General features: G+C 63.2%; 21 protein-coding genes and 1 pseudogene. 6 read left to right on the forward strand and 16 right to left on the reverse strand.

The window, feature by feature from the left end; all coding sequences use genetic code 11:
• Window positions 1-62 precede the first annotated feature (62 nt).
• Window positions 63-686: a TetR family transcriptional regulator gene (locus NKJ18_RS26295; protein WP_031193538.1), complete on the forward strand. Its 624-nt coding sequence runs from the start codon at window positions 63-65 to the stop codon at window positions 684-686.
• Between the two features lie 96 nt (window positions 687-782).
• On the opposite strand, the gene NKJ18_RS26300 is transcribed toward NKJ18_RS26295, so the two are convergent.
• The 5 genes and pseudogenes from NKJ18_RS26300 to NKJ18_RS26320 form a co-directional block, all read right to left on the reverse strand.
• Window positions 783-1,229 (reverse strand): hypothetical protein, encoded by a 447-nt coding sequence (locus tag NKJ18_RS26300; RefSeq protein ID WP_352760430.1) that lies wholly within the window; start codon window positions 1,227-1,229, stop codon window positions 783-785.
• Between the two features lie 203 nt (window positions 1,230-1,432).
• Entirely contained in the window at window positions 1,433-1,855 is a 423-nt protein-coding gene (locus tag NKJ18_RS26305; RefSeq protein WP_352760433.1) for a VOC family protein, read from the reverse strand.
• Between the two features lie 315 nt (window positions 1,856-2,170).
• Window positions 2,171-2,281 (reverse strand): annotated as a pseudogene (locus NKJ18_RS26310) (MarR family transcriptional regulator); the annotation flags it as partial.
• A 306-nt stretch (window positions 2,282-2,587) separates the two neighbouring features.
• Entirely contained in the window at window positions 2,588-3,436 is an 849-nt protein-coding gene (locus NKJ18_RS26315; protein WP_023831132.1) for a 23S rRNA (adenine(2030)-N(6))-methyltransferase RlmJ, read from the reverse strand.
• A gap of 7 nt (window positions 3,437-3,443) precedes the next feature.
• Complete coding sequence (locus NKJ18_RS26320; protein ID WP_023831133.1) at window positions 3,444-4,058, reverse strand: hypothetical protein; 615 nt, start codon at window positions 4,056-4,058, stop codon at window positions 3,444-3,446.
• Between the two features lie 182 nt (window positions 4,059-4,240).
• Between NKJ18_RS26320 and NKJ18_RS26325 the strand changes: the two genes are divergently transcribed.
• Entirely contained in the window at window positions 4,241-5,398 is a 1,158-nt protein-coding gene (locus tag NKJ18_RS26325; RefSeq protein ID WP_031195188.1) for an ATP-grasp domain-containing protein, read from the forward strand.
• A gap of 58 nt (window positions 5,399-5,456) precedes the next feature.
• Here NKJ18_RS26325 and NKJ18_RS26330 read toward each other — a convergent pair whose 3' ends face one another.
• The 11 genes from NKJ18_RS26330 to NKJ18_RS26380 all read right to left on the reverse strand — a co-directional run bounded on the left by NKJ18_RS26330 (window position 5,457) and on the right by NKJ18_RS26380 (window position 14,671).
• Window positions 5,457-5,750 carry an addiction module antidote protein gene (locus tag NKJ18_RS26330; RefSeq protein WP_023672747.1) on the reverse strand — a complete coding sequence of 98 codons (294 nt, stop codon included), beginning with the start codon at window positions 5,748-5,750 and terminating at the stop codon, window positions 5,457-5,459.
• Between the two features lies 1 nt (window position 5,751).
• Entirely contained in the window at window positions 5,752-6,039 is a 288-nt protein-coding gene (locus NKJ18_RS26335; protein WP_023672746.1) for a type II toxin-antitoxin system RelE/ParE family toxin, read from the reverse strand.
• A 52-nt stretch (window positions 6,040-6,091) separates the two neighbouring features.
• Window positions 6,092-7,096 carry a Rieske 2Fe-2S domain-containing protein gene (locus tag NKJ18_RS26340; protein ID WP_023715077.1) on the reverse strand — a complete coding sequence of 335 codons (1,005 nt, stop codon included), beginning with the start codon at window positions 7,094-7,096 and terminating at the stop codon, window positions 6,092-6,094.
• Complete coding sequence (locus NKJ18_RS26345) at window positions 7,093-8,226, reverse strand: GNAT family N-acetyltransferase (RefSeq protein WP_023831135.1); 1,134 nt, start codon at window positions 8,224-8,226, stop codon at window positions 7,093-7,095. The genes NKJ18_RS26340 and NKJ18_RS26345 overlap by 4 nt, the downstream gene beginning before the upstream one ends.
• On the reverse strand, window positions 8,223-9,479 hold the full coding sequence (locus tag NKJ18_RS26350; RefSeq protein ID WP_023715075.1) for a F390 synthetase-related protein: 1,257 nt from the start codon (window positions 9,477-9,479) through the stop codon (window positions 8,223-8,225). Before NKJ18_RS26350 ends, NKJ18_RS26345 begins: the two co-directional genes overlap by 4 nt.
• Window positions 9,476-10,300 carry an MBL fold metallo-hydrolase gene (locus tag NKJ18_RS26355; protein ID WP_023715074.1) on the reverse strand — a complete coding sequence of 275 codons (825 nt, stop codon included), beginning with the start codon at window positions 10,298-10,300 and terminating at the stop codon, window positions 9,476-9,478. Before NKJ18_RS26355 ends, NKJ18_RS26350 begins: the two co-directional genes overlap by 4 nt.
• Entirely contained in the window at window positions 10,297-11,301 is a 1,005-nt protein-coding gene (locus NKJ18_RS26360) for an NAD-dependent epimerase/dehydratase family protein (protein ID WP_031195192.1), read from the reverse strand. The genes NKJ18_RS26355 and NKJ18_RS26360 overlap by 4 nt, the downstream gene beginning before the upstream one ends.
• Entirely contained in the window at window positions 11,298-12,236 is a 939-nt protein-coding gene (locus tag NKJ18_RS26365) for a 3-oxoacyl-[acyl-carrier-protein] synthase III C-terminal domain-containing protein (RefSeq protein ID WP_245262699.1), read from the reverse strand. Before NKJ18_RS26365 ends, NKJ18_RS26360 begins: the two co-directional genes overlap by 4 nt.
• Window positions 12,237-12,379: 143 nt before the next feature.
• The gene (locus NKJ18_RS26370) at window positions 12,380-12,829 is read right to left on the reverse strand and encodes a DNA polymerase III subunit chi (RefSeq protein ID WP_352760439.1); all 450 of its coding nucleotides are present in this window, start codon (window positions 12,827-12,829) and stop codon (window positions 12,380-12,382) included.
• An 8-nt stretch (window positions 12,830-12,837) separates the two neighbouring features.
• The gene (locus tag NKJ18_RS26375) at window positions 12,838-14,328 is read right to left on the reverse strand and encodes a leucyl aminopeptidase (protein WP_023715072.1); all 1,491 of its coding nucleotides are present in this window, start codon (window positions 14,326-14,328) and stop codon (window positions 12,838-12,840) included.
• A gap of 49 nt (window positions 14,329-14,377) precedes the next feature.
• The gene (locus NKJ18_RS26380; RefSeq protein WP_352760442.1) at window positions 14,378-14,671 is read right to left on the reverse strand and encodes a hypothetical protein; all 294 of its coding nucleotides are present in this window, start codon (window positions 14,669-14,671) and stop codon (window positions 14,378-14,380) included.
• Between the two features lie 32 nt (window positions 14,672-14,703).
• Here NKJ18_RS26380 and lptF point away from each other — a divergent pair, with 32 nt between their 5' ends.
• The 4 genes from lptF (at window position 14,704) to NKJ18_RS26400 (ending at window position 20,441) form a co-directional block, all read left to right on the forward strand.
• A complete protein-coding gene (gene lptF, locus NKJ18_RS26385; RefSeq protein ID WP_023672737.1) occupies window positions 14,704-15,903 on the forward strand; it encodes an LPS export ABC transporter permease LptF in 1,200 nt (399 codons plus the stop codon).
• Between the two features lie 2 nt (window positions 15,904-15,905).
• The gene (gene lptG, locus NKJ18_RS26390; RefSeq protein WP_023695591.1) at window positions 15,906-16,988 is read left to right on the forward strand and encodes an LPS export ABC transporter permease LptG; all 1,083 of its coding nucleotides are present in this window, start codon (window positions 15,906-15,908) and stop codon (window positions 16,986-16,988) included.
• Window positions 16,988-19,420: an LPS-assembly protein LptD gene (locus NKJ18_RS26395; protein ID WP_023727348.1), complete on the forward strand. Its 2,433-nt coding sequence runs from the start codon at window positions 16,988-16,990 to the stop codon at window positions 19,418-19,420. Before lptG ends, NKJ18_RS26395 begins: the two co-directional genes overlap by 1 nt.
• A gap of 91 nt (window positions 19,421-19,511) precedes the next feature.
• Window positions 19,512-20,441: a peptidylprolyl isomerase gene (locus NKJ18_RS26400; RefSeq protein ID WP_023695593.1), complete on the forward strand. Its 930-nt coding sequence runs from the start codon at window positions 19,512-19,514 to the stop codon at window positions 20,439-20,441.
• Window positions 20,442-20,446 lie beyond the last annotated feature (5 nt).

Here is a 20,446-nt window from a genome sequence, read left to right on the forward strand (position 1 = left end):
GGTCTATATCCTTTGCAAAAAATGTGAGTATGTTATCTATATTCTTGGCTGCTGGAGCAGACATGTCTACTCGCATTGCAAAGCCGCGCTCACGCATGCGCAAGCAGCCGCGCCAGGCGCGTTCGAGAGCGACGGTCGAGGCGCTCATCGAAGCCGGTGCTCATGTTCTGAGCGCGCTCGGCTGGGCCGGCTTCACCACCAACAAGGTGGCCGATGCGGCCGGCGTCAGCATCGGCTCGCTCTATCAATATTTTCCCGACAAGCTGTCGCTGGTCGAAGCAATTCGCCGGCGACATTTCGATCAGGTGCTGTCGGTGATCGCCGAATCAGCAGAAGGCGACAAGCCGCTCAAGCGATTCGCGCAGGAGTTGGTGCGCGGCATGATCGATGCGCACAGCATCCATCCGACGCTGCATCAGGTGCTGCTCGACGAGGCGCCGGGCGATCGCGGCTCACGCGCCGCCCATGCCTCGTTCCAATCGCGCTATCTCGATCACTACACGGCGGCGGTGGCGCAATATCGCAGGCGCAGAAAGGACAATGAGACCGTGGCCCGGGTGCTGTCCTCAGCGGTCGAGGGCGTCATCCACAATGCCGCGCGGCGAGACATGCTCGACGCGCCGGAACTGCAGAAGCAGTTGGTCGAGCTGATCTGCGCTTACGTATCTGGTGGGAAGGCGATGTGAGGCAGCGGCAGCAGTTCGGAGATTGGCGAAACCGGAGCGACATCAGATCTCCCCCTTGCAGGAGATGGCAGGTGCAACGGCGGTTCTTATCCGACCTTAGCGCAGGACGCGGCAGCGGCCGTTGTAGACCATCCAGCGGTCGAAGCCCGAGACGCAGAATTCGACATTGTCGCCGATCGAGGCAAAACCCTGGCCTTCCTCGATCAAGTACCAGATGGTGCGGGCGCGGCCGTCGGAAAGGCTGACGGTGGCGCCGCAATAGCGGCGGCCGATCGGCCATTCTTCGCTGGCCGGGAGATAGCGATGCTGGTGGATGCGTTGGAAATCGGTGATCGAAACATCCGGCAGATGCGGCACGTGATGCACCTGGTAGGAGAAGCGGCTGGAGATTTTGCTTAGCACCCAGGCCTCGCCGCAAACGCCGCTGTCCTCGTCGGAATAGACGGAAAGATCGGCGGCCTGCGCTGGCTGGCCAAAGGGTGCGGCCAGCGGCGTGCAAAGCGAAATCAGGGCAGCAAAAGCGGATTTGGCAAAGCGAGTCATGGCAGCCTCTCAAAGGTCGACTGCGCCCACTTTGCGGATTCGGCGGCGCGCGGTCAAGCGGTCGCACTGACGATGGTTTCCCGCTCCGCAACCGGTTTTGCCGGTGCGAAGCTGCGAAACCATCGTCCTGACCTTTGAAAAAGCTCGCCTTGCCCATTTAGGAAAAGCGGCCTGCCATGGCCGGCGGGGTGCTGAAACCCGGTTCAGCCTTGCTTGGCGTCGCCCTTCGGTATGGCGGCCGGGTCCATCCACATCGCTTCCCAGACGTGGCCGTCAGGGTCGGCCAGGCTGCGATTGTACATGAAGCCATAATCCTGCTGGGCGTTGATGTCGGCGGCGCCGCCATTTTTCGCCGCCGCCTCGTTCATCGCATCGACCGCCGCGCGGCTGTCGCAGGACACGGCAAGCATGACCTCGCTCGAGCTGGCGGGTGGGATGGGGCGGTTGGTGAATTGACGCCATTTGGCGTGGGTGAGCAGCATGACGTTGATGGTTTCGCTCAGCACCATGCAGGCTGCGGTGTCGTCGGTGAAGTGCGGGTTGTTGTCGAAACCGAGAGCTTTGTAGAAGGCCATCGACGCAGCGAGGTCGGCGACGGGCAGGTTGACGAAGATCATACGGGGCATAGGGTCTCCTTGACAGTACACAGTTGAAACCGGACCGGCGTTGCGCCGGACCATCCTTCGATGCCTTCTCTCAAGGCACCGGTTTTGCTTTGCCGCGCAGCCTCTCGGTCTACACCTTCTGCATCGCTTCGACCTCTTCGATGAAGCCGAGCAAAACTGCATCTCGGCCACCGTGTATTTCTCCAGCAATGCGGCACCTGCCTCGAAGATCGGATGGTAGCAGCGCCGGACGAGTTCCTCGGTCTTCTTGCCCGCCGCTGCCATAACCTTGCGCCTGTCACCGGGATCCGGCTGGCGGCTGACGAAGCCGCGCTTTTCCAGCCGGTCAATCAACGTCGTAGCCGCCGCCGGCGTGAGATTTGTCTCCCTCGCTACGACGTTTGCCGGCCGCGGGCCGTGACTGATCGCGCCAGCGGCGCTCGGCAGCGCTCAGCACATAGATTTCGGCAACGGTCCCATCGAACGTTTCAACGGCATCCTGCCAGCGCGACATCGCGAAGCCTATCGCGTTGACCAGTTCCTTTTTTGTCGATCTTGGCTTCGATTCGAAATCTAATAATTAGATATCTATCTATCTGATTCTGGGATTAGCGTCAACGCCAAGCCGATTAGATGTGCATCTCCATGGTTTCGGTTCGTTCAACACAACTGAGCATTCGCGGATGGCGCCACCGTCAAAACTTCTAGCGACTTTGTGTCTTTGCCGCGGGCGTCGCCCGCTGCGAAGCGTCGCTACTCCCCGGCCAGCCATTCCAGCGACCAGTGCGCCGGCTTTTCGACCGCCAGCAATCTGTGCAGGACCGGCAGCACGATGCGCAGTTCGCGCTCCAGCGTGAAGGGCGGGTTGACCACCACCATGCCGCTGCCGTCGAGGCTTGGTTCACGCGATGCCGGCCGGATCTCGAACTCGATGTCGAGCAGTTTTGGAACGCCGGATTGCTTGAGCGCCTTGCGGAAGGCGATGATCGCTTTGCGGTCCTTGATTGGATACCACAGCGCGTAGATGCCACCCGGCCAGCGCCTGTGCGCTTTCTGCATGCCATCGACCAGGCGGTCGAATTCGCCGACTTCCTCGAACGGCGGATCGATCAAAACCAGGCCGCGCTTTTCCTTCGGCGGCAGATGCGCGCCAAGCGCCAGCCAGCCGTCGAGTTCGATCACCCTTGTCTGGAAATCGCCGGCAAACAGCGTCTTCAGCCTGGCGGCATCTGCGCCGTGCAGTTCGATCGCCGACAACCGGTCCTGCTTTCGCATGAGGTGCCTGGCGATCAATGGCGAGCCCGGATATTTCTTCACCCCGCCATCGGGATTGAGCGAACGCACCGCTTCAAGATAGGGGGCAAGCAGCGCAGCCGCCGATTTTTCGATCGGGGCGTGGATGAGGCGGCCGATGCCGCCTTGCCATTCGCCGGTCTTTTGCGCTTCCGCCGACGAAAGATCGTAGCGGCCAATGCCGGCATGAGTGTCGACGACACGGAACGCCTTGTCCTTCTGCTTCAGATAGTCGAGCAGAAGGCTGAGCACGACATGCTTGACGACGTCGGCGAAATTGCCGGCGTGATAGGCGTGACGGTAGTTCATGCCGCGCTCATGTCGAGGAGCCTCTGCCCCAACGCGGCGGTGGCGGCTTCGAGTTCGGGTTCTCCGGCCGGCGACCGCCGAAAGCCAGAGTAAGCAGGAAGCCGATCAGGCCGACGGCCATCAGCCCATAGCCAACCGGCCGTGCGCGTTGATCGATCTCACCGGCGCCGGAGCGCAGTATCAGATCCACTGCGCGTATCGGGATATCGTCGGCGTCGCCCGGGCCGGCGGTGAAGAGATAGGTGCCGGGACTGACGGTTTCGATCACGCCGGCCTCGTCGCGAAAGATCTTGTCGGGCAGTTGCGGGCTGACCTGGCGCGGATTGTCGGCGTGGTTGAATTGCAGCGTCGAGGCAAGCACCGTGCGCCCGGCTGTGGCGGCAGTCAGCGTCAGCACGGTGCGCTGCTGCGAGACAATGCGCTCGGCCTTTGCCGTCAGGTCGACCAGCACTCTGACCGGCGCGTCGCCAGCTTTCAGCGTCACCGTCACAGGCCTAAACCGTCCCTGGTCGTAGACGCGCCAGGCGCCGATCTCGTGGCCGGAGAAATTGCTCATGGCCCAGGGATAGACGAAGCCAATGGCGGTGCCGGCAAGCAGTATCAGGACAAACAGAAAGCGCATTGAGGAGATCCGGGTGTTCGACAGATTGCCAATAACGCCCTGAAGGCCAAAAAGCGATGGCTGACGCAGCGGAGCCACCTTTGTGGAGTCCGTTGGCGGCACGCAAGCCATGTGGCACTTATGGCGAATGAAGCCTTCCGCAGAAGCATCGACTCGTCTTTTCCAACCGATGCCGGTGGCTCATGCCCAATAGCACCGTGCTGATCACCGGTGCCCGCGCGCCGGTGGCGCTGCACCTGGCGCGGCTGCTGCATGGCGCCGGTCGCCGGGTGATCCTGGCCGACAGCCCGGCCCGGCCGATCGCCGCAGCGAGCACGGCCTGCGCCGCCTACCATCGCCTGCCGCCGCCGCGCTTTGCCGCCGACGCCTATGCCAAGGCGGTGGAAGCGCTTGTCCGCGCGGAAGGCATCGAACTCGTTATCCCGACCTGCGAGGAAGTCTTTTATCTCGGTCGTCTCTGGCAGCACCGCGCCATGCCGGCCCGCCTCTTCGCACCCGAGATGGCGATGCTCGCCCGCGTTCACGACAAGCATGCCTTCATCCGGCTGGCGCAGAGCCTTGGGCTCGACGTGCCGGAAACGATACTGCTGCAAAGCGAGGCCGATCTCGACGGCGTTCGTGGCCAATCGCGCGAATTGGTGTTCAAACCGGTGTGGTCGCGTTTTGCCCGTGACGTACTGCTGCGGCCATCGCCGGACGAACTCGACGCCGTCCGCCCCTCGCCCGCCGCTCCTTGGGTGGCGCAGCGCTACATCGCCGGTGAAGAGATCAGCGCCTATGCGGTGGCGGTCGAGGGTGAACTCAAAGCGCTGGCGCTCTACAGTTCGCTCTATCGCGCCGGCATGGGCGCCGGCATCTGTTTCGAGCCAGTCGGGGATGCGGCTGCCCGGCGCTTCGTCGAAACCTTCGTCGCCGGCGCCGGCTGGACCGGCCAGATCTCCTTCGACCTGATGCGCGAGAACAACGGCAGGGTGCTGCCACTGGAGTGCAATCCGCGCGCCGTGAGCGGCCTGCACTTCTTTCGCGATCCGCGGCGCTTCGCCGACGCGGTCCTGGAGGATGGCGCCGAGGTGAAGCCCGACGTGACGGCGCCGCAGACGGTGAGGCTTGCGATGTGGATCTACGGGATGCCGGCGGCACTGCGCTCAGGTGGTCTCGGCAGCTTTCGCCAGGCGATGCACGATGCCGATGAGCTGCTCGACTGGCCGGGCGACCCCGCGCCGAAGCGGGCGCAGTGGCGCACGCTGGCCGAGATCGCCGGCACAGCACTGCGCCAGCGCATCAGCCTTCAGGCTGCGTCGACGCGCGATATCGAGTGGAATGGGCCGGAGCAGGACTAGTCGAGTTGAAGCGGAACTTCCCGTTTTCAGCTGAGTGCGTAAGTCCTGCTAAGGTTGCCTAAACGGGATTAACTGGCTTTGCGGACAATTGCAGGCCAAGCGCCTTGGTTACGCCCAGCAATGTACTGAGGCGCGGATCGCCCTTTTCGCTCAGCGCCTTGTAGAGTGCCTCTCGGGTCACGCCGGCGTCCTTCGCTATGCTTGTCATGCCGCGGGCGCGCGCGACAATGCCGAGGGCGTGCGCAATATAAGTCGCGTCCCCGGTCTCGAACGCATCAGCGAGCAGTTCGGCTTGAGACTCAGCATCATCAAGATATTCGGCGGCGTCGAATGGTGTGGTTCTGAGGGTCATATCAAACTTCCTTTGCCATTTTCCTGGCTTTTCCGATGTCCCTGTCCTGCGAGCCTTTGTCACCGCCGCAGAGCAGGATAATGACCGTGTTGCCGCGCCGGACGAAGTACACGCGGTATCCCGGACCGTAATCTACGCGCAATTCTCCTATGCCATCGAAGAACTTGGCGTCTCCCAACAGCCCAGCCTGAACGCGGACAATCCGTTGGGTGATCTTCTTTACGGCGCGAATGTCCGTGAGCCCTCTGAGCCATTTTCGGAATTCGTCAGTGGATCGAACTTCGATCATCCGTGAACTATAATTTACAGCAGAACTGGAATCAAGTGCCGTGAACTTTAGATTACAACTCGATTTGGTGCACCCGCGGCTCTGCCGCCGCCGGTGGCATCTTGCCGTCGATGATCGCCGCTATGTCGCGGCGCAGGAAATCCAGCGGGCCGATCGCCGGCTGAACCTGCGGCGATATACGGGCGTTGTCGCTGGCCGATTTCAGCACACGGCGATCCTGCTGCAGGGCAAAGGCAAAGAGCGGCCGGAAAGCAAGCGCCTTGAGTTCGCCGAACAGGCCCTGTCGCGGGCCGATCAGCCAGCCGACGCCTTCGACGGTCCGTTCGTCCGCCTGACGCAAATGGAAAGTGGTCGCCAGCGCCAAGCCGCCCTTGCCCCAATATTCGAGTTCGACGATGCCGGGATGGCGGTAGCGGCCGATGGTCTTGGCGCGCTTGCCTTCCAGCAGCCGGCTGACCAGCCCCTGTTGGCGGTCCTCGCCGGTGTAGCAGCTTTCGACCCAGCCCTTGCCGCCGGTCACCTCGACGCGCACGAGATGGCGCTTTGCGGTCAGGCCGCGCAGCACACCCTTGTGGGTGAAGTGGGTGTGAGTGGCGTCGAGAATGTTCTCGGCGGCGTCGAGCACCGTCGATCGCGCCGAGCTTCGCACCCGCTTCACGACGACATCCTTGCCTTGCATGCAATGGAGATAGGGCTCGCCCTCAGGCGTGCCTGCCGAGACGAAGACGACGCCGTCGCGCTCGATCGCGCTGTAGCGGCGGATACGGTAATGCGGGACGTCGCCGACATGGCCGGGAATGGCGGTGCAGCGCCCTTCCCCATTGTAGCGCCAGCCATGATAGGGACATTCGATCTCGCCACCGACGACTTTGCCGGTCGAGAGTTCGACCAGGCGGTGAGCGCAGCGGTCGAAGAGGGCGGCAATGCCTTTCGCCGAGCGGAACAGCACCAGTGGCGCGCCGTCGAACAGGATGCGCTTCGGCTTGGCTTTGATGTCGGCAGACCGCATCACCGCCTGCCAATAGTCTTTGTCTTTCTGCTGTCGGGTGTCGCTCAAAGTTCAAATCTCCTGAGCAGGGGAATGCCGATCTTCGCGAGCACAAATTCCATGATCCGCACCGCCATGCGTTGGCGGCGCGGCAGATGGGCAGCATAGACGGCGTTGTATTCCACCGTCGCCACGGCGCCGCGCAAGCGTTTGAAGGCGGCGGCACCGGCGCTCATGTTGAAGAACAGGCTGTGCGCCATCGCATGATCCTGCGCCAGCGCCATCATCATGCGGTAAAGGCCTTCGCTCACCGGGAGGCCGGTGTCGTAGCCGACGATGGGCTGCGTCAGTGTCCTGCCGTTCTGAGACAAAGCGGCGACGGCGACCAGTTCACCGCCGGGACGACGCAGACCTGCCAGTTGCAGGATGCCGCGACGGTGCGTCTCGCCGATATAGCGGGCCGTGTAGTGCGGGTTGAGCGGCGTGTATTTGTCGAGATAGAGCATCCGGTAGAGCGCTTCGGCGCGCGCATAGTCGGCCTCGGTGAAGTCGCCATTGCCGACCTGCTCGAAAGGCGTCGTGGGCAGCCGCTTGCGGTCGCGCTTCATGTCGTTGGTCATGGCCGAACCGTCGCCTGCGAAGATGTAGATCTGCCGCGCCGCCAGCATTCGAAAACCCTCCGCCTTCAGCGCTGCGATTGTCGAGGGATCGGCGATCTCGTTCAGGGAGCGGATGAAAACAGCGCGATCTGGAAAACGCGCGGTGAGATCGTCGCGCATCGCCGCGACCGCGTTGCGATCGAGCAGCGGCACCGGATTGGTCGAATAGAGCCAGTTGTTGACCTGAACCTGATGGTCAAGGCCGCTCATCCTGACCAGCGGCGCGCACAGGCCGATCAGCATCCGCATCGTTTTTTGCAGCAAGGGCGAGGAGACGAAATTGCGGGTCTCGTCGATGGCATAGTCGATATAGGCGCTGGACGGGCAGCAGATATAGCAGTTCGGCGCTTCGCTTCTGTCGTTCAGCGTCAGCGGAAAGGAGCGGCCGGCGATCTCGAAGGTTTCGACAGCCACTGTCAGATTGCGCACGAGGTCGCGCACCGGCACCTCGTTGAAAAGCTGAACGAAGGCTTCGACCTCACGCGGGTTGTTTTCTACCCGGTTCGTCTGATCGAGTGGCAACATAGCGAGCCGGTTCATGATGCCGCTCCCAGGTGGCATTCGACCCGACGCAGTTTGCGGCCGGTCTCCAACGGCAGGTCCCTGCGAACAAGGCTGACCGAAGCTGTCGCCTGGCGCGCCGCCAGCAAATTGCGCACGGACTGATGGGCGGCGGTGGCGGCTTCGTCGGCAAGCCCGGGGGCCAGGCTGAGTTCGATTGCATCTTCAGCGGTCTGGACCAGGCGGAAATCGTCGATGCGCCGGTCGGCCTTGAGCACCGCATTGCGTAGTATGTCGGGCGTGACGAGGAGCTGCCCGTGCGGCGAGGCGAGCCGGAAAGCGTCGTCCATGCGGCCGACGATCTCGTCCAGCGTGCGCAGCGGCGAGCCGCAGCGGCATGGCTTTTCGGACAGCCGCAGCAAGTCGTTCATCCGGTAGCGCGCCATGATCTGGGTCCGGCGGCGAAAGGCGGTAATCAGCGGCATGACCAGGCCGTCGCCGGCCGGTTCGAACTCGAAGAACACCGAATCCTCGGCCAGATGCAGCCCGCCCTGGCGGCAGGTGACGGCGAACAGCCCTTCGGTCGCCATGTAGATCTGGTCGACCTGACCACCAAAGAATGCCTCGATGACCGGCCGGTCAACCGGGTCGAGCGTTTCGGCGGCGCTGAAGACACGCTGCGGCTTGAGCCGAAAGCCCTCGGCCGCGAAGTGCCGCAGTATCTTCGGTGGCGCGATGATCACCGTCGGCGCGAAATCTTCGAGAGCGCCGCGCCAGCTCTCCGGACCGCGCGTCAGATCGAAGAAGCGCAGGTCGATACGCCGCGATTTGCGCGCGCTGTCGTAGAGCCCGGTGTTTTGCGGCAGGATCACCGCAACGCGCTGCCGGCGCCAGAGCAGATCGGGCACGGCTTTGGCCAGGATGGTGCCCAGCCAGCGGTATTTTTCCGCCTCGGAAATGACGAACAGGCCACGATTGCCCGACGTGCCGGTGCTGGAGCCGACAGTCAGCTCGCCAATGCGGCTATCGCCGGCCTGCGCCTTCCAGGCCTCGGCGGCCGAGACGCCATGAATGTTGAAGCGCTCGAAATTGCCCATCAGCGTCGCCTTGTCGGTCACCGGCAGATCGCCGAGATGACGCGGCGTCTTGCCGTAGAACGGCGCGCGCGGCAGGTCGCGGTCGAGAAAGCGGCGCAAGGCATGACCTTGCCAGCGTTCGAAATTCTCACGGCTCTTGCGCGAGAGCCATTGCGTCAACACAAACGAACGGGCCGCTTCCGTCGGCCCGTTCATGCGCTCTCTCCGGCCAGATCGTAGGCCGTCACCGCCGGATCATGACAAAGAACAACCTCGCCGCCGGTCGCCAGAAACCGGCGCAACATTACGCTGGTCGGCTCGATCGCGGCGGCATCCTCGGCCAGCAGGGTTGCCGGCAGACCGGGAGTTCGGTTTTCGACAAGGGCCGCGAACAACCATTGCGCGTCGACGGCGTAGAGCAGCGGCCGCTCCAGATTTGGGAACGAAAGGCCGAACTGGCCATCGGCATGGCCGGGCAGACCGACTGCGATGACGCTGCCGTCGCCGAACAGATCGGCGCCGCCCGGTACGCCGCCACGCGGCTCGACCTGCCGCTTCGACGACAGCCCGTCGAGTCGGGCCTCGAAGTCAGACGGGAACAGTTCCTTGAAGACGCCATGGCGCAGATTCTGCAGGGAAGTCTTGGCCTTCGCCCGCGCCCAGGCGGTGTCATTGGCGATAAGCCGAGCGTTGGGAAACAGCGACAGGCCCGACATGTGGTCGGCATGGAAATGCGTGACGATGACGGTGCGCACATCCTGCAAAGACAGGCCGAAGCGCGCCAGTACCGCGAGCGGCTGCTCGGCTTCGTTGAGCTGGGGCCGGAGGATCGCACTGTAAAGACGCAGCGCCGTGCTGCGCCCACTGCCTTGTGTCACATGCGGCGTGTAGCCGGTGTCGATCAGGACGGGGCCGGCCCGCGGATGCATGATCAGGCCGTAGCGGACACGTAGCCTGACCTTCGCCCAGCTGCCGCCGCGCAGGATCAGGCGCTCGGCTGCGCCGACAGAGGCGCTGTTGGCGAAGACGATCTTCACGCTGCCCCCCTGCTTTCCATCGCCTTGCCGAATGTGCGATCGAGCCCTTCCTCGAACGACACTTTCGGCGCCCAGCCGAGGATGCGGCCTGCCTTGGAAAGATCGAGGCTCTGCGCATAGGCGAACAGGCCAAGACCGTAGCGCGTCACCGGCGGTTCCGGGCGGCCGGGCAATATATTCGCTACCGTCTCCGCTATCCCGGCCGCCAGCATGGCGGGCCAGAGCGGCATTCTGCGCCAGCGCGGCTGCACGCCGGCGCGGGCGCAGGCCGCCTCGGCAATGCGGCGGACCGGCACCACTTCGCCGCCGGAGATGTTGAATATCTGTCCCTCGGCAGCGCTGCCGGCGGACAGCGCGGCAAGCACCGCATCGACGACATCCTCTATATAAGTGAGATCGATGCGCGCCTTGCCGTCGCGAAACAGCGGCAGCGGGCGCTGCCGTGCCACCTGCAGCAGACGCGGCAGCAGCGTGCGGTCGCCGGGACCGTAGAGGCCGCGCGGCCGCAGCACCACCGGGCTGATCTCAGGCGCCGCCAGCACGATCTCCTCGGCCTGCCGCTTGGTGCGGGCATAGTGGTTGACCGGAGGGGGCAAGGCCGCATTCTCGGAAACTCCGAGCTGGTCGCGATAGGCGAAACAGACCGTCGGGCTGGAGATATGGACGAAGCGGCGCACGCCTTGCCCGCGCGCGAAATCGCTGAGGTTGCGGGTAGCTGTGACATTTGCCGTCTGGAAATCCGCCAACCTGCCGAAGGGCGCGGAAAGTGCCGCGCAGTGGATGATCGCATCGACGCCGTCGAGAGCGCGCGCGGCAGCTGCATCGAATGGTTGAGACAAATCGAGCCGAACGACCCGATGACCAGCGGCTTCGAGCGCCGCGCAGCGTTTGGCGTCCCTGCCAAGACCCAGCGCCGGTGTGCCCAGTGCAGCCAGCCGCGCCATGACATGCGCGCCGAGGAAGCCGCTAGCGCCGGTGACGAGGACGCGTCCCACGGTCATGCTTCCAGCGCCATGCCGCCGAACGACACGCCGGCCGAGGTGCCGAGGAACAGCACTTTGGCGCCGGGCACAATGCGTTGTTCGCGGCGCGCGACGTCGAGCGCAAAGGGGATGGAAGCGGCGATCTGATTGCCGTAGCGCGCCGCGATGTCGACGAGCTTTTCCCTGGCGAAGCCCGTCTGGCGCGCCATGTGGGCGAGCGCGAAAGGGCTTGCCTGATGCGGCACGACGAGGTCGACATCGTCGTGCCGCCAGCCGGCGCGATCGAGCAACTCCGCTACAAAGCCGTTGAAATGGCGTGACGTAACGCGAAACAGTTCCTTACCCTCCATGTGGAACAGGCTGTGGCGGGCGAATTCCTCGGGCTCACGATGAAAGTCGAACCGGGTGCCGCCGGAGCCGATGCTGCAGGCCGCATAGGCGGAAGGGTAGGTGCGCATCAGGTTGGCCGCGACCCGACCCTCGCTTGGGGCCTGTTGCAGCACGGCGGCCGCCGCGCCATCGCCGAAGAGGGCCGCAATTTCCGGCTGGTCCTGCCACGGCAGGGCGCGCGAGGCGATTTCAGACGAGAACACCAGCGCCGTCCGGCATTGCCCGGCCTCGATCAGGCGCGACGCGGTCTCGAAGGCTGTGAGGAAGCCGAGGCAGGTGCTGTTGACGTCGAAGGCGGCCGCCGACCCATCGGCAAGGCCGAGGCGCTGCATGACCAGCGGAGCCGTCGACGGCAACGGCTGGTAAGGCACGCCGCAACCGCCGATGACCAGATCGACACTGCCTGCCTCAAGTTCGGCATCGGCAAGCGCCAGACGGGCTGCGGCACAAGCAAGGTCGACCTGCGATTCGGCGTCGCAGACATAGCGTTCGATGACGCCGGTCGCGGCCTCGAAATGTCCGTCGCCAAACCCCAGCCGCGCGTCGAGGGCGCGCGAGGTCACGCATCGAGCCGGCACGGCCCGCCCGGTTCCGATGATCCTGATCCGCATTCTCAGCCCGCCGCTTGAGTTGCGCTTTTCGCAATTCCTAAGTCGGATCGTTCGGCGACAACAGCGTCGTTTTCAAGACGCGCCGGCAAAAGCGCTTACGCCTTGCGCTCCCAGCGGCGGTCGGGCGTCTGCTGCCAGTAGGTGACCGCGTGGCCCGCTTCTTTCAACACCTTCCAATGCGTCCGCGCGCTTTCGACCTGGGCCGCTTCATGGCCGTCGAACAGGAACACGGCGCGTTCGTAGCCGGCGAGATCGGCGGGTGCGGCGCCATCGACGAGGAAGCGTATCTGCGCCTGGTTGGGGTTGGCGTCGCTCGTGGTGAGCAGGATTGGCTGTTCGGCCGGATGGGCTTCACGGTCGGTCGCGTGCGCGAGGAACGAATCGTCCCTGAATGTCCACAGATGCAGGTCGAGCGCATCGCGCCGCTCCTCGGTCCCGGTCTGCACCACGGCGCGCCAGCCGCGATCGACGCTGCGCTCGAGCAGGCCGGGAAGCGCATCCTCCAGCGTCGATTCGGTCAGGTGGTAGAACAGGACATCGGCCATTCCCTGCCTTATCCCTCGTAATTGTCGCGCACCAGCCGGTCGAGCAGCCTGACGCCGAAACCCGAGCCCCAGGACTGGTTGATCTCGCTCGGCGGAGAGCCCATCGCGGTGCCGGCGATGTCGAGATGCGCCCACGGCGTTTCCTTGACGAAGCGCTGCAGGAACTGCGCGGCGATGATGGCGCCGCCATAGCGGCCGCCGATGTTCTTCATGTCGGCGTTCTTGGAATCGATCAGCTTGTCGTATTCGGGCCCAAGCGGCATGCGCCACAGCCGCTCCTGACTCGCCTGGCCGGCCGCCGTCAACCTGTCCGAAAGTTCGTCATTGTTGGAGAACAGGCCGGCATAATGCTGGCCGAGCGCGACCATGATGGCGCCGGTCAGCGTCGCCAGATTGACCATGAATTTCGGCTGGAAGCGGTCGTTGCAATACCACAGCGCGTCGGCCAGAACGAGGCGTCCTTCGGCATCGGTGTTGAGCACCTCGATGGTCTGACCCGACATCGAGGTGACGATGTCGCCGGGGCGCTGGGCATGGCCGTCGACGGCATTTTCCACCAGCCCGACGATGCCGACGACATTGGCCTTGGCCTTGCGCGCGGCTAGCGCCTGAATGAGCCCGATGACGGCCGCGGCGCCGCCCATGTCGCCCTTCATGTCCTCCATGCCGGAAGCCGGTTTCATCGAATTGCCGCCGGTGTCGAAGGTGACGCCCTTGCCGACGAAGGCGACCGGTGCGTCCTTGGCCTTGCCGCCCTTCCATTGCATGACAGCCATCCGGGCGCCGCGTGGCGAGCCTTGCGCGACACCGAGGAGCGAGCCCATGCCGAGCTTCTTCATTTCCTTCTCGGTGAGGATTTCGACCTCGACGCCGAGCGCTTCCAGTTCCTTGGCGCGGGCGGCGAATTCGATCGGGCCGAGCGTATTGGCCGGTTCGTTGACAAGGTCGCGCGCCAGAAGCACGCCGTCGATGACCGCAACCTCGTCGGCGAAGGCCTTTTTCGCCGCGGCAGGATCGGCGGTGTGGATGGTCACCTTGACCGGTTTCTTCGGCTCGGCATCGTCCTTGTCTTTCCTGGTCTTGTATTTGTCGAAGGAGTAGCTGCGCAGAATGATGCCGGCGGCAAGGTTCGCCGCTTGCCTGCCGCCAATCTTTGCGCCCGGCACATCGAGGATGACGGCCACCTCCGCTGCCTTGCGCAGGGACGCGGCGATGGTGCCGCCAAGCTTCAGCCAGGCAAAGTCATCGAGGCCGGCGACCTTGCCGGCGCCGACCGCCACCAGTCGGTCGAGCGATGTTCCCTGCGGCGCCAGCACTTCGACGACACCGGCGAATTTTCCGGAAAACTCCGCCACCGGAAACGCCCGCGCCAGCGTTCCTGAGGGGTCGCAGGCCTTTGCCGGTTCGCCAAGGCCACCATCGTCGGCCGCCAGCACGAAGATGCTGCCCTTTTTGGGTGCGGCAAATTTGGCGAAGGCGATCAATGGTCTCAAAGTCATCAGGTCCTGCTTTCGGGAAACGGCTCAGATTTTCAGGAAAAATGCATTCTCAGGGAAGATGCGCGACATTTGGTCGTTTTCCTTGATTTGGCAAGACTTTGCCGGAATCAGGGCTCATATGCGCAGCGGAATCGATAACGATTCGTCGCGGCATGGCCCCGCTTTCCTGCCGCAAACTGTTGTTAACCATCGATGTTCTCCCTTTCTTATCCATTGCCGCCGACACTCCGGCCTGCGGGACGGGCGATGTGGGACGGAGAATCGGATCGAACCGCCTGAAAGAAATGGCCAAACGCACCCAGTTGTACAGCCGCAGCCGGACGACTACCTTGTCGGCGGGCATGATGCCGTTCGGCAAATCGAGAAAAGCCTTACATGAAGGTCGTTGAACGCTACATCATGCGTCGCGCGTTGGCGGTGTTTCTCGCTGCGCTGATCTGGACGCTGGCCATTGTCTGGACGACGCAGGTGCTTGCCCGCATCGACCTGGTCACCGATAGTGGCCAATCGGCGCTGACTTTTTTCGAGGTCGCGGGCCTCATCATCCCCACCATCATCCCGATCGTGGTGCCATTCGCCCTGGTGGTGGCGGTGGCCCAGACGCTCAGCGTCATGAACTCCGATTCGGAATTGGCCGTCATCAACGCCGCCGGCGCCTCGCGCTGGACGATTGTGCGGCCGGTCCTGCTGATCGCGCTGGCGGCCAGCGTCTTTTCCTTCGCGGTCGACAATGGCGTCGAACCCTATGCCAGGCAGAAGAACCGCCAGCTGATCGCATCCTCGCGCGCCGATCTCTTGTCGCTGATCATCCAGGAAGGCACGTTCCGCAAGATCGACGACGGGCTGTTCCTGCAGATCGGCGAGCGGCTGCCGGACAACCGGCTCGGCGGCATCTTCGTGGCCGATTCGCGCGAGGAAGGCGCCAATCTGATCTATTATGCCAAGAGCGGCAGCGTCGTCGAAAAGGGTGACGAGAAGGTGCTGATGATGAATGACGGCGTCATTCATCGCAAGACGCTGACCGGCGACCTGTCGGTCATCCGCTTCACGTCCTACGCCTTCGACCTTTCCGCCTTCATGTCGGCGGCGAACGATATCATGCTCCTGCCCAAGGACCGAACGACGCAATACCTGCTCAACCCGGATCCGAACGACAAGATCTTCCAGCGCAGGCCCGGCGCCTACAAGGCCGAGCTCGACCAGCGCTTTTCCGAATGGTCCTATTCGCTGGTGTTCGCGCTGATCGCGCTGGCCGTGGCAGGCGATGCGCGCTCACACCGCGAGGCGCGCATCCACCCGCTGATCACAGCCATCGCCATTGCGCTGTTCGTGCGCTGGCTGGGCTTCTTTGCCGCCGGCAAGGCCGACAAGATCCCGCAATACGCCTATATGGTCTATGGCGTGCCGGTCATCGCCTCGGCGGTCGCCATCTGGTTCATCGTCACCTCGCGAAGCATGGAACTGCCCGGCAGCTGGGCCGACTGGATGACGAATTTCGCCGGCCGCGTCAGCGATGGCTGGACGGCGCTCAAGCTGCGCCTCAATCGGCGCTACACATCCGGCCAGGGAGCCTGACGATGGGCTGGACCCTGGGCCGCTACTTCTTCTTTCGCTACGTGTCGATCACGATCTGGTTCTTCATCGGCCTTCTGGCGCTGGTGTTCCTGATCGACTTCACCGAGCTGTCCGGCCGCATCACCGGCCTGCCGGGCTTCACCTACGGCACGGCGGTCGCGATCTCGGCGCTGAGGATGCCGATGATCATGCTGCAGACGGTGCCGTTCGTCGGCCTGTTCTCGGCGATGGCGACGCTGGTGTCGCTCAACCGAAAATACGAGCTGGTGATTGCGCGCTCGGCCGGAGTGTCGGCCTGGCAGTTTCTGTTGCCCTGCTGCATCGGTGCGCTGTTATTCGGCATATTGTCGGTCGGCGTGCTCAATCCGATCGCCGCGCATGGCTTCTCATGGTCGGAGCAGATGGAAAACCAGCTGCGATCCGGCAATTCGAACGCGGTGGCGGCCGATGCCACGCCGTGGATCCGCCAGAAAACCAACTCCGGCGATACCATCATCGGCGCCCGCGCCATCCTGAACCAGGGCCTGGAAATGGCCGACACCGTGTTCTTCGTCCTCGATCCGCAGGGCAATATCGTCGAGCGCAAGGACGCGGCGCGGGCCTTTCTGCGCGACGGCTACTGGGAATTGCAGGACGTCAAGGTGTTCAAGGACGGCAACATCCGTTCCGAAACGACCGACCAGTTGCCGACCAACCTCAAGCCGGAATTCGTGCAGGAACGGCTGGCGCGCCCCGAAACCATCCCGTTTTACGACCTTCCCGGTAAGATTGAGGTTGCCCGCTCCTTCGGCCTCAAGGCAAATGCCTTCGCCATGCAGTTCGATTCGCTGGTGGCGTTACCGTTCCTGCTTGTGGCCATGACGCTGATTGCGGCAACAGTTTCAATGCGATTTGCGAGGATGGGGCAGTCGGCAACGATGATTCTGGGTGGCGTCCTCGCCGGCTTTCTGCTTTATGTCGTTTCGGTATTGGTCAAGGCATTCGGCGTGGCGGGATTCGTGCCCACAGCCGTGGCTGCATGGGTTCCGGTTGTCGTGGCTATGTTCTTTGGGGTGACATTCCTGCTATACAAGGAAGACGGCTAGTGAGGGAGGCGGCTTTGCGCAGCCATAGGCAGGCCGGTTTGGCGCGCCTCTATTCGGCGAGCGCCTTGGCATGCCTGCTCGCCTGCGGCGTGCTGACGGCCCCTGCGCTGGCGCAGGACGTTACCGACGTGGCAACGAAAGTTCCCTCCGGCTCCCAGATGCTGCTGGCGGCCGACACGCTCGTCTATAACAATGACAACCAGACGGTCACCGCCATCGGCGGCGTCCAGATCGACTATGGCGGCAACAAGCTCGTCGCCCAGCGCGTCGTCTATGATCGAAACACCAAGCGGCTGGTTGCCAGCGGCAATGTGGAGATCGTCAACAGCGACGGCACCAAGATCAACTCGCAGCATATCGATATTACCGACGATTTCGCTGACGGTTTCGTTAATGCGCTGCGCGTCGAAACGCCCGAAAAAGCCTATTTCGCCGCCGAAAGCGCCGAGCGCATGGGCGGCGTGCTGACAACGTTCCACAACGGCGTCTATACGGCCTGCGAGCCTTGCGAAGACAAGCCGGACAAGGCGCCGACCTGGCGGATCAAAGCCAGGAAGATCATCTGGAACGGCGAAAAGAAAACGGTTCGCTTCGAGAATGCGAATTTCGAATTCTTCGGTTTCCCGCTGGCTTACCTGCCGGCGTTCGAGATCGCCGACCCTACGGTCAAGCGCAAAAGCGGCTTCCTGATCCCCAGCATCGGCTACAACAACCGTCTCGGCGTCGGCGTCAAAGTCCCCTACTATTTTGCCCTGTCGCCGACCTACGACCTCACCGTTACCGGCAGCGGCTACACCAAGCAGGGTTTCCTCGGCGAGGCCGAGTGGCGCCAGCGCTTCAACAATGGCCAGTACACGCTGAAGCTTGCCGGAATCAACCAGCAGGACCCTGGCGCTTTCCGTGATTTCGCGGCTTTCCCCGGCGGCTACAATGTCAATTCGGGGCCAGCAGGCGATCCGAACAAGTTCCGCGGCATGATGGGCACCAAGGGCCAGTTCGCCATCAATCCGCGCTGGGACTTCGGCTGGGATATCCTGCTTCAGACCGACAAGAATTTTTCGCGTACCTATACGATCGAAGGCTACAACGACGCCGTGCATCAATCGTCGGTCTACCTGACCGGCCTAAACGACCGCAATTATTTCGATGTGCGCGCCATGCGCTTCCAGGTTCAGGAGAACACACCGGACGGCAACGTCGCATCGCGCAGCGACAAGCAGCCCTGGGTGTTGCCGTCGCTCGACTATGCCTACATCCCCGACATGTCGGTGGCCGGCGGCCAGCTGTCGTTCAACGTCAATGCACGAGTCATTCGCCGCGACGATCTCGATCAGGCCTATTTTACCCCCTATGTGCCGGGCTCAGGCGTCCAGCGCGTGCGCGGCATCGAGGGCGAATCCGGTCGCCTCACCGCCGAAGCCGAATGGAAGCGTACCTTCACCACGGACGGCGGATTGCAGTTGACGCCCCTTCTGGCTCTGCAGGGCGACGTCGACTATCTCAACGCTTCTTCGGCTTCGCTGACTGCGGTAAACCAGATGGCAACGAATGTCGGTGCCGCCGACGACATGCGGTCTTCCTTCGCCCGGTACATGGCGACCGCCGGACTTGAAATGCGCTGGCCGGTGCTGTTCTCGATGACCGGCTCCAGCCATATCGTCGAGCCGATGGCGCAGGTCTTCATGCGCCCGAATGAGCAGTATGTCGGCGGGCTCGCCGTTCCCAACGAGGATGCACAGAGCTTCGTCTTCGACGCCACGACGCTGTTCGAGCGCGACAAGTTCTCCGGCTACGACCGCGTCGAAGGCGGCAGCCGCGCCAATGTCGGGTTCCGCTATTCCGGCGCCTACGACAATGGCTGGGGCACCAACGCGATCTTCGGCCAATCCTACCAGTTGGGCGGGCGCAACTCGTTCGATTCACCGGATCTGGTCAATGCGGGCGCCGATTCCGGCTTGGAGACTTCGACCTCCGACTATGTCGGCCTTGTCGGCTTCAGCAGCCCGAGCGGCTTCTCCGGTTCGCTCAGCGGCCGCTTCGACGAGCAGACCTTCGAAGTTCGCCGTGCCGAGGTGAAGGCCGCCTATTCCGGGCTGCCGGTTTCGCTGAGCGCCAAATACGCCTTCATCCAGGCGCAGCCGCTCTATGGTTTCACCACCGACCGCCACGAAGTCACGCTCGGCGCCTCGACACACCTGGCCGAAAACTGGCGCGTCTTCGGCACCGGCACCTACGACCTGCAACAAAGCGTGCTGGTCAAGGACGGCGTCGGCTTTGCCTACAATGATTCCTGCTTCACCTACCTGATGACGTACTCGGAATCACGCGACATCAACACCAAGGAAGTGTCGCAGAATGTCGGCTTCAACCTGTCGTTCCGCACGCTCGGCGATTTCGGCTCGTCCCAAAGCTCGATCGACTCCATCCAGTAGAGCCGGCTGACGACATCGTTTTGCCGCATAAAGCGGGCACGGATTTCGCCAATATCGGGCTGGAATCGCCCAAAAACCGGGTAGAATTGGGATGCTTTCGATGAGGAAATACCTGTTTTCGGCAGGATTCGCGCTCCTGTTGGCGGCGACCTCGGTCTCTGTCACCATGATGGTACCGCCGGCCTTCGCCAGTGAAATCAAGTATGTCGTCAACAACATGCCGATCACCACCGGCGACATCGCGCACCGGGCTGCCTTCCTGAAACTGCAGCGCAAGAAGGGTGACGCGGGTCAGGAAATGATCGACCAGACGCTGCGCATGGCGGAGGCCAGGCGTCTCGGCATCCGCATCTCCGACGCCCAGGTAGAGGCTGCCTATCAGCGCTTTGCCTCGAGCAACAAGATGCAGCTCAAGCAGCTCGACGGTGTCATGGCGCAGTCCGGCGTGACCAAGGAGCATTTCAAGGAATTCATCCGCTCCCAGATGGCGTGGAACCAGGCGCTGAGCGCACGCTACAGCGGCGGCGGCGGGGAGGTGAGCGAACAGGATCTGGTCAAGCGCATGCTCGAAAAAGGCGGCGCCAAGCCAAGCGCCACCGAGTACATGCTGCAGCAGGTGATCTTCGTGGTGCCGAAGGCCGAGCGCAGTGCCACACTCGCCAAACGCAAGCGCGAGGCTGAAGCCATGCGCGCCCGCTTCAATGGCTGCAACACCACGCGTGAATTCGCCAAGGGCCTGATCGACGTCACCGTTCGCGACCTCCCCCGATTGCTGGCGCCGCAACTGCCGCCGGACTGGGCCGAGCAGATCAAGGCCACCAAGCTGGGCGGCGCCACGGCCGTGCGCGAGACCGATCGCGGCATTGAATTCATCGGCATCTGCTCGTCGCGCGAGGTTTCCGACGACAAGGCGGCCCAGATGGTGTTCCAGAGCGAAGGCAGCGGCGACAAGAACGCCGACGAGCTCTCGGCCAAATATGTCGAAGAGCTGAAGGCGAAAGCCAAGATCGTTACGCGCTGAACCGG

Source organism: Mesorhizobium sp. M0217, assembly GCF_040321955.1.
GTDB lineage: Bacteria > Pseudomonadota > Alphaproteobacteria > Rhizobiales > Rhizobiaceae > Mesorhizobium.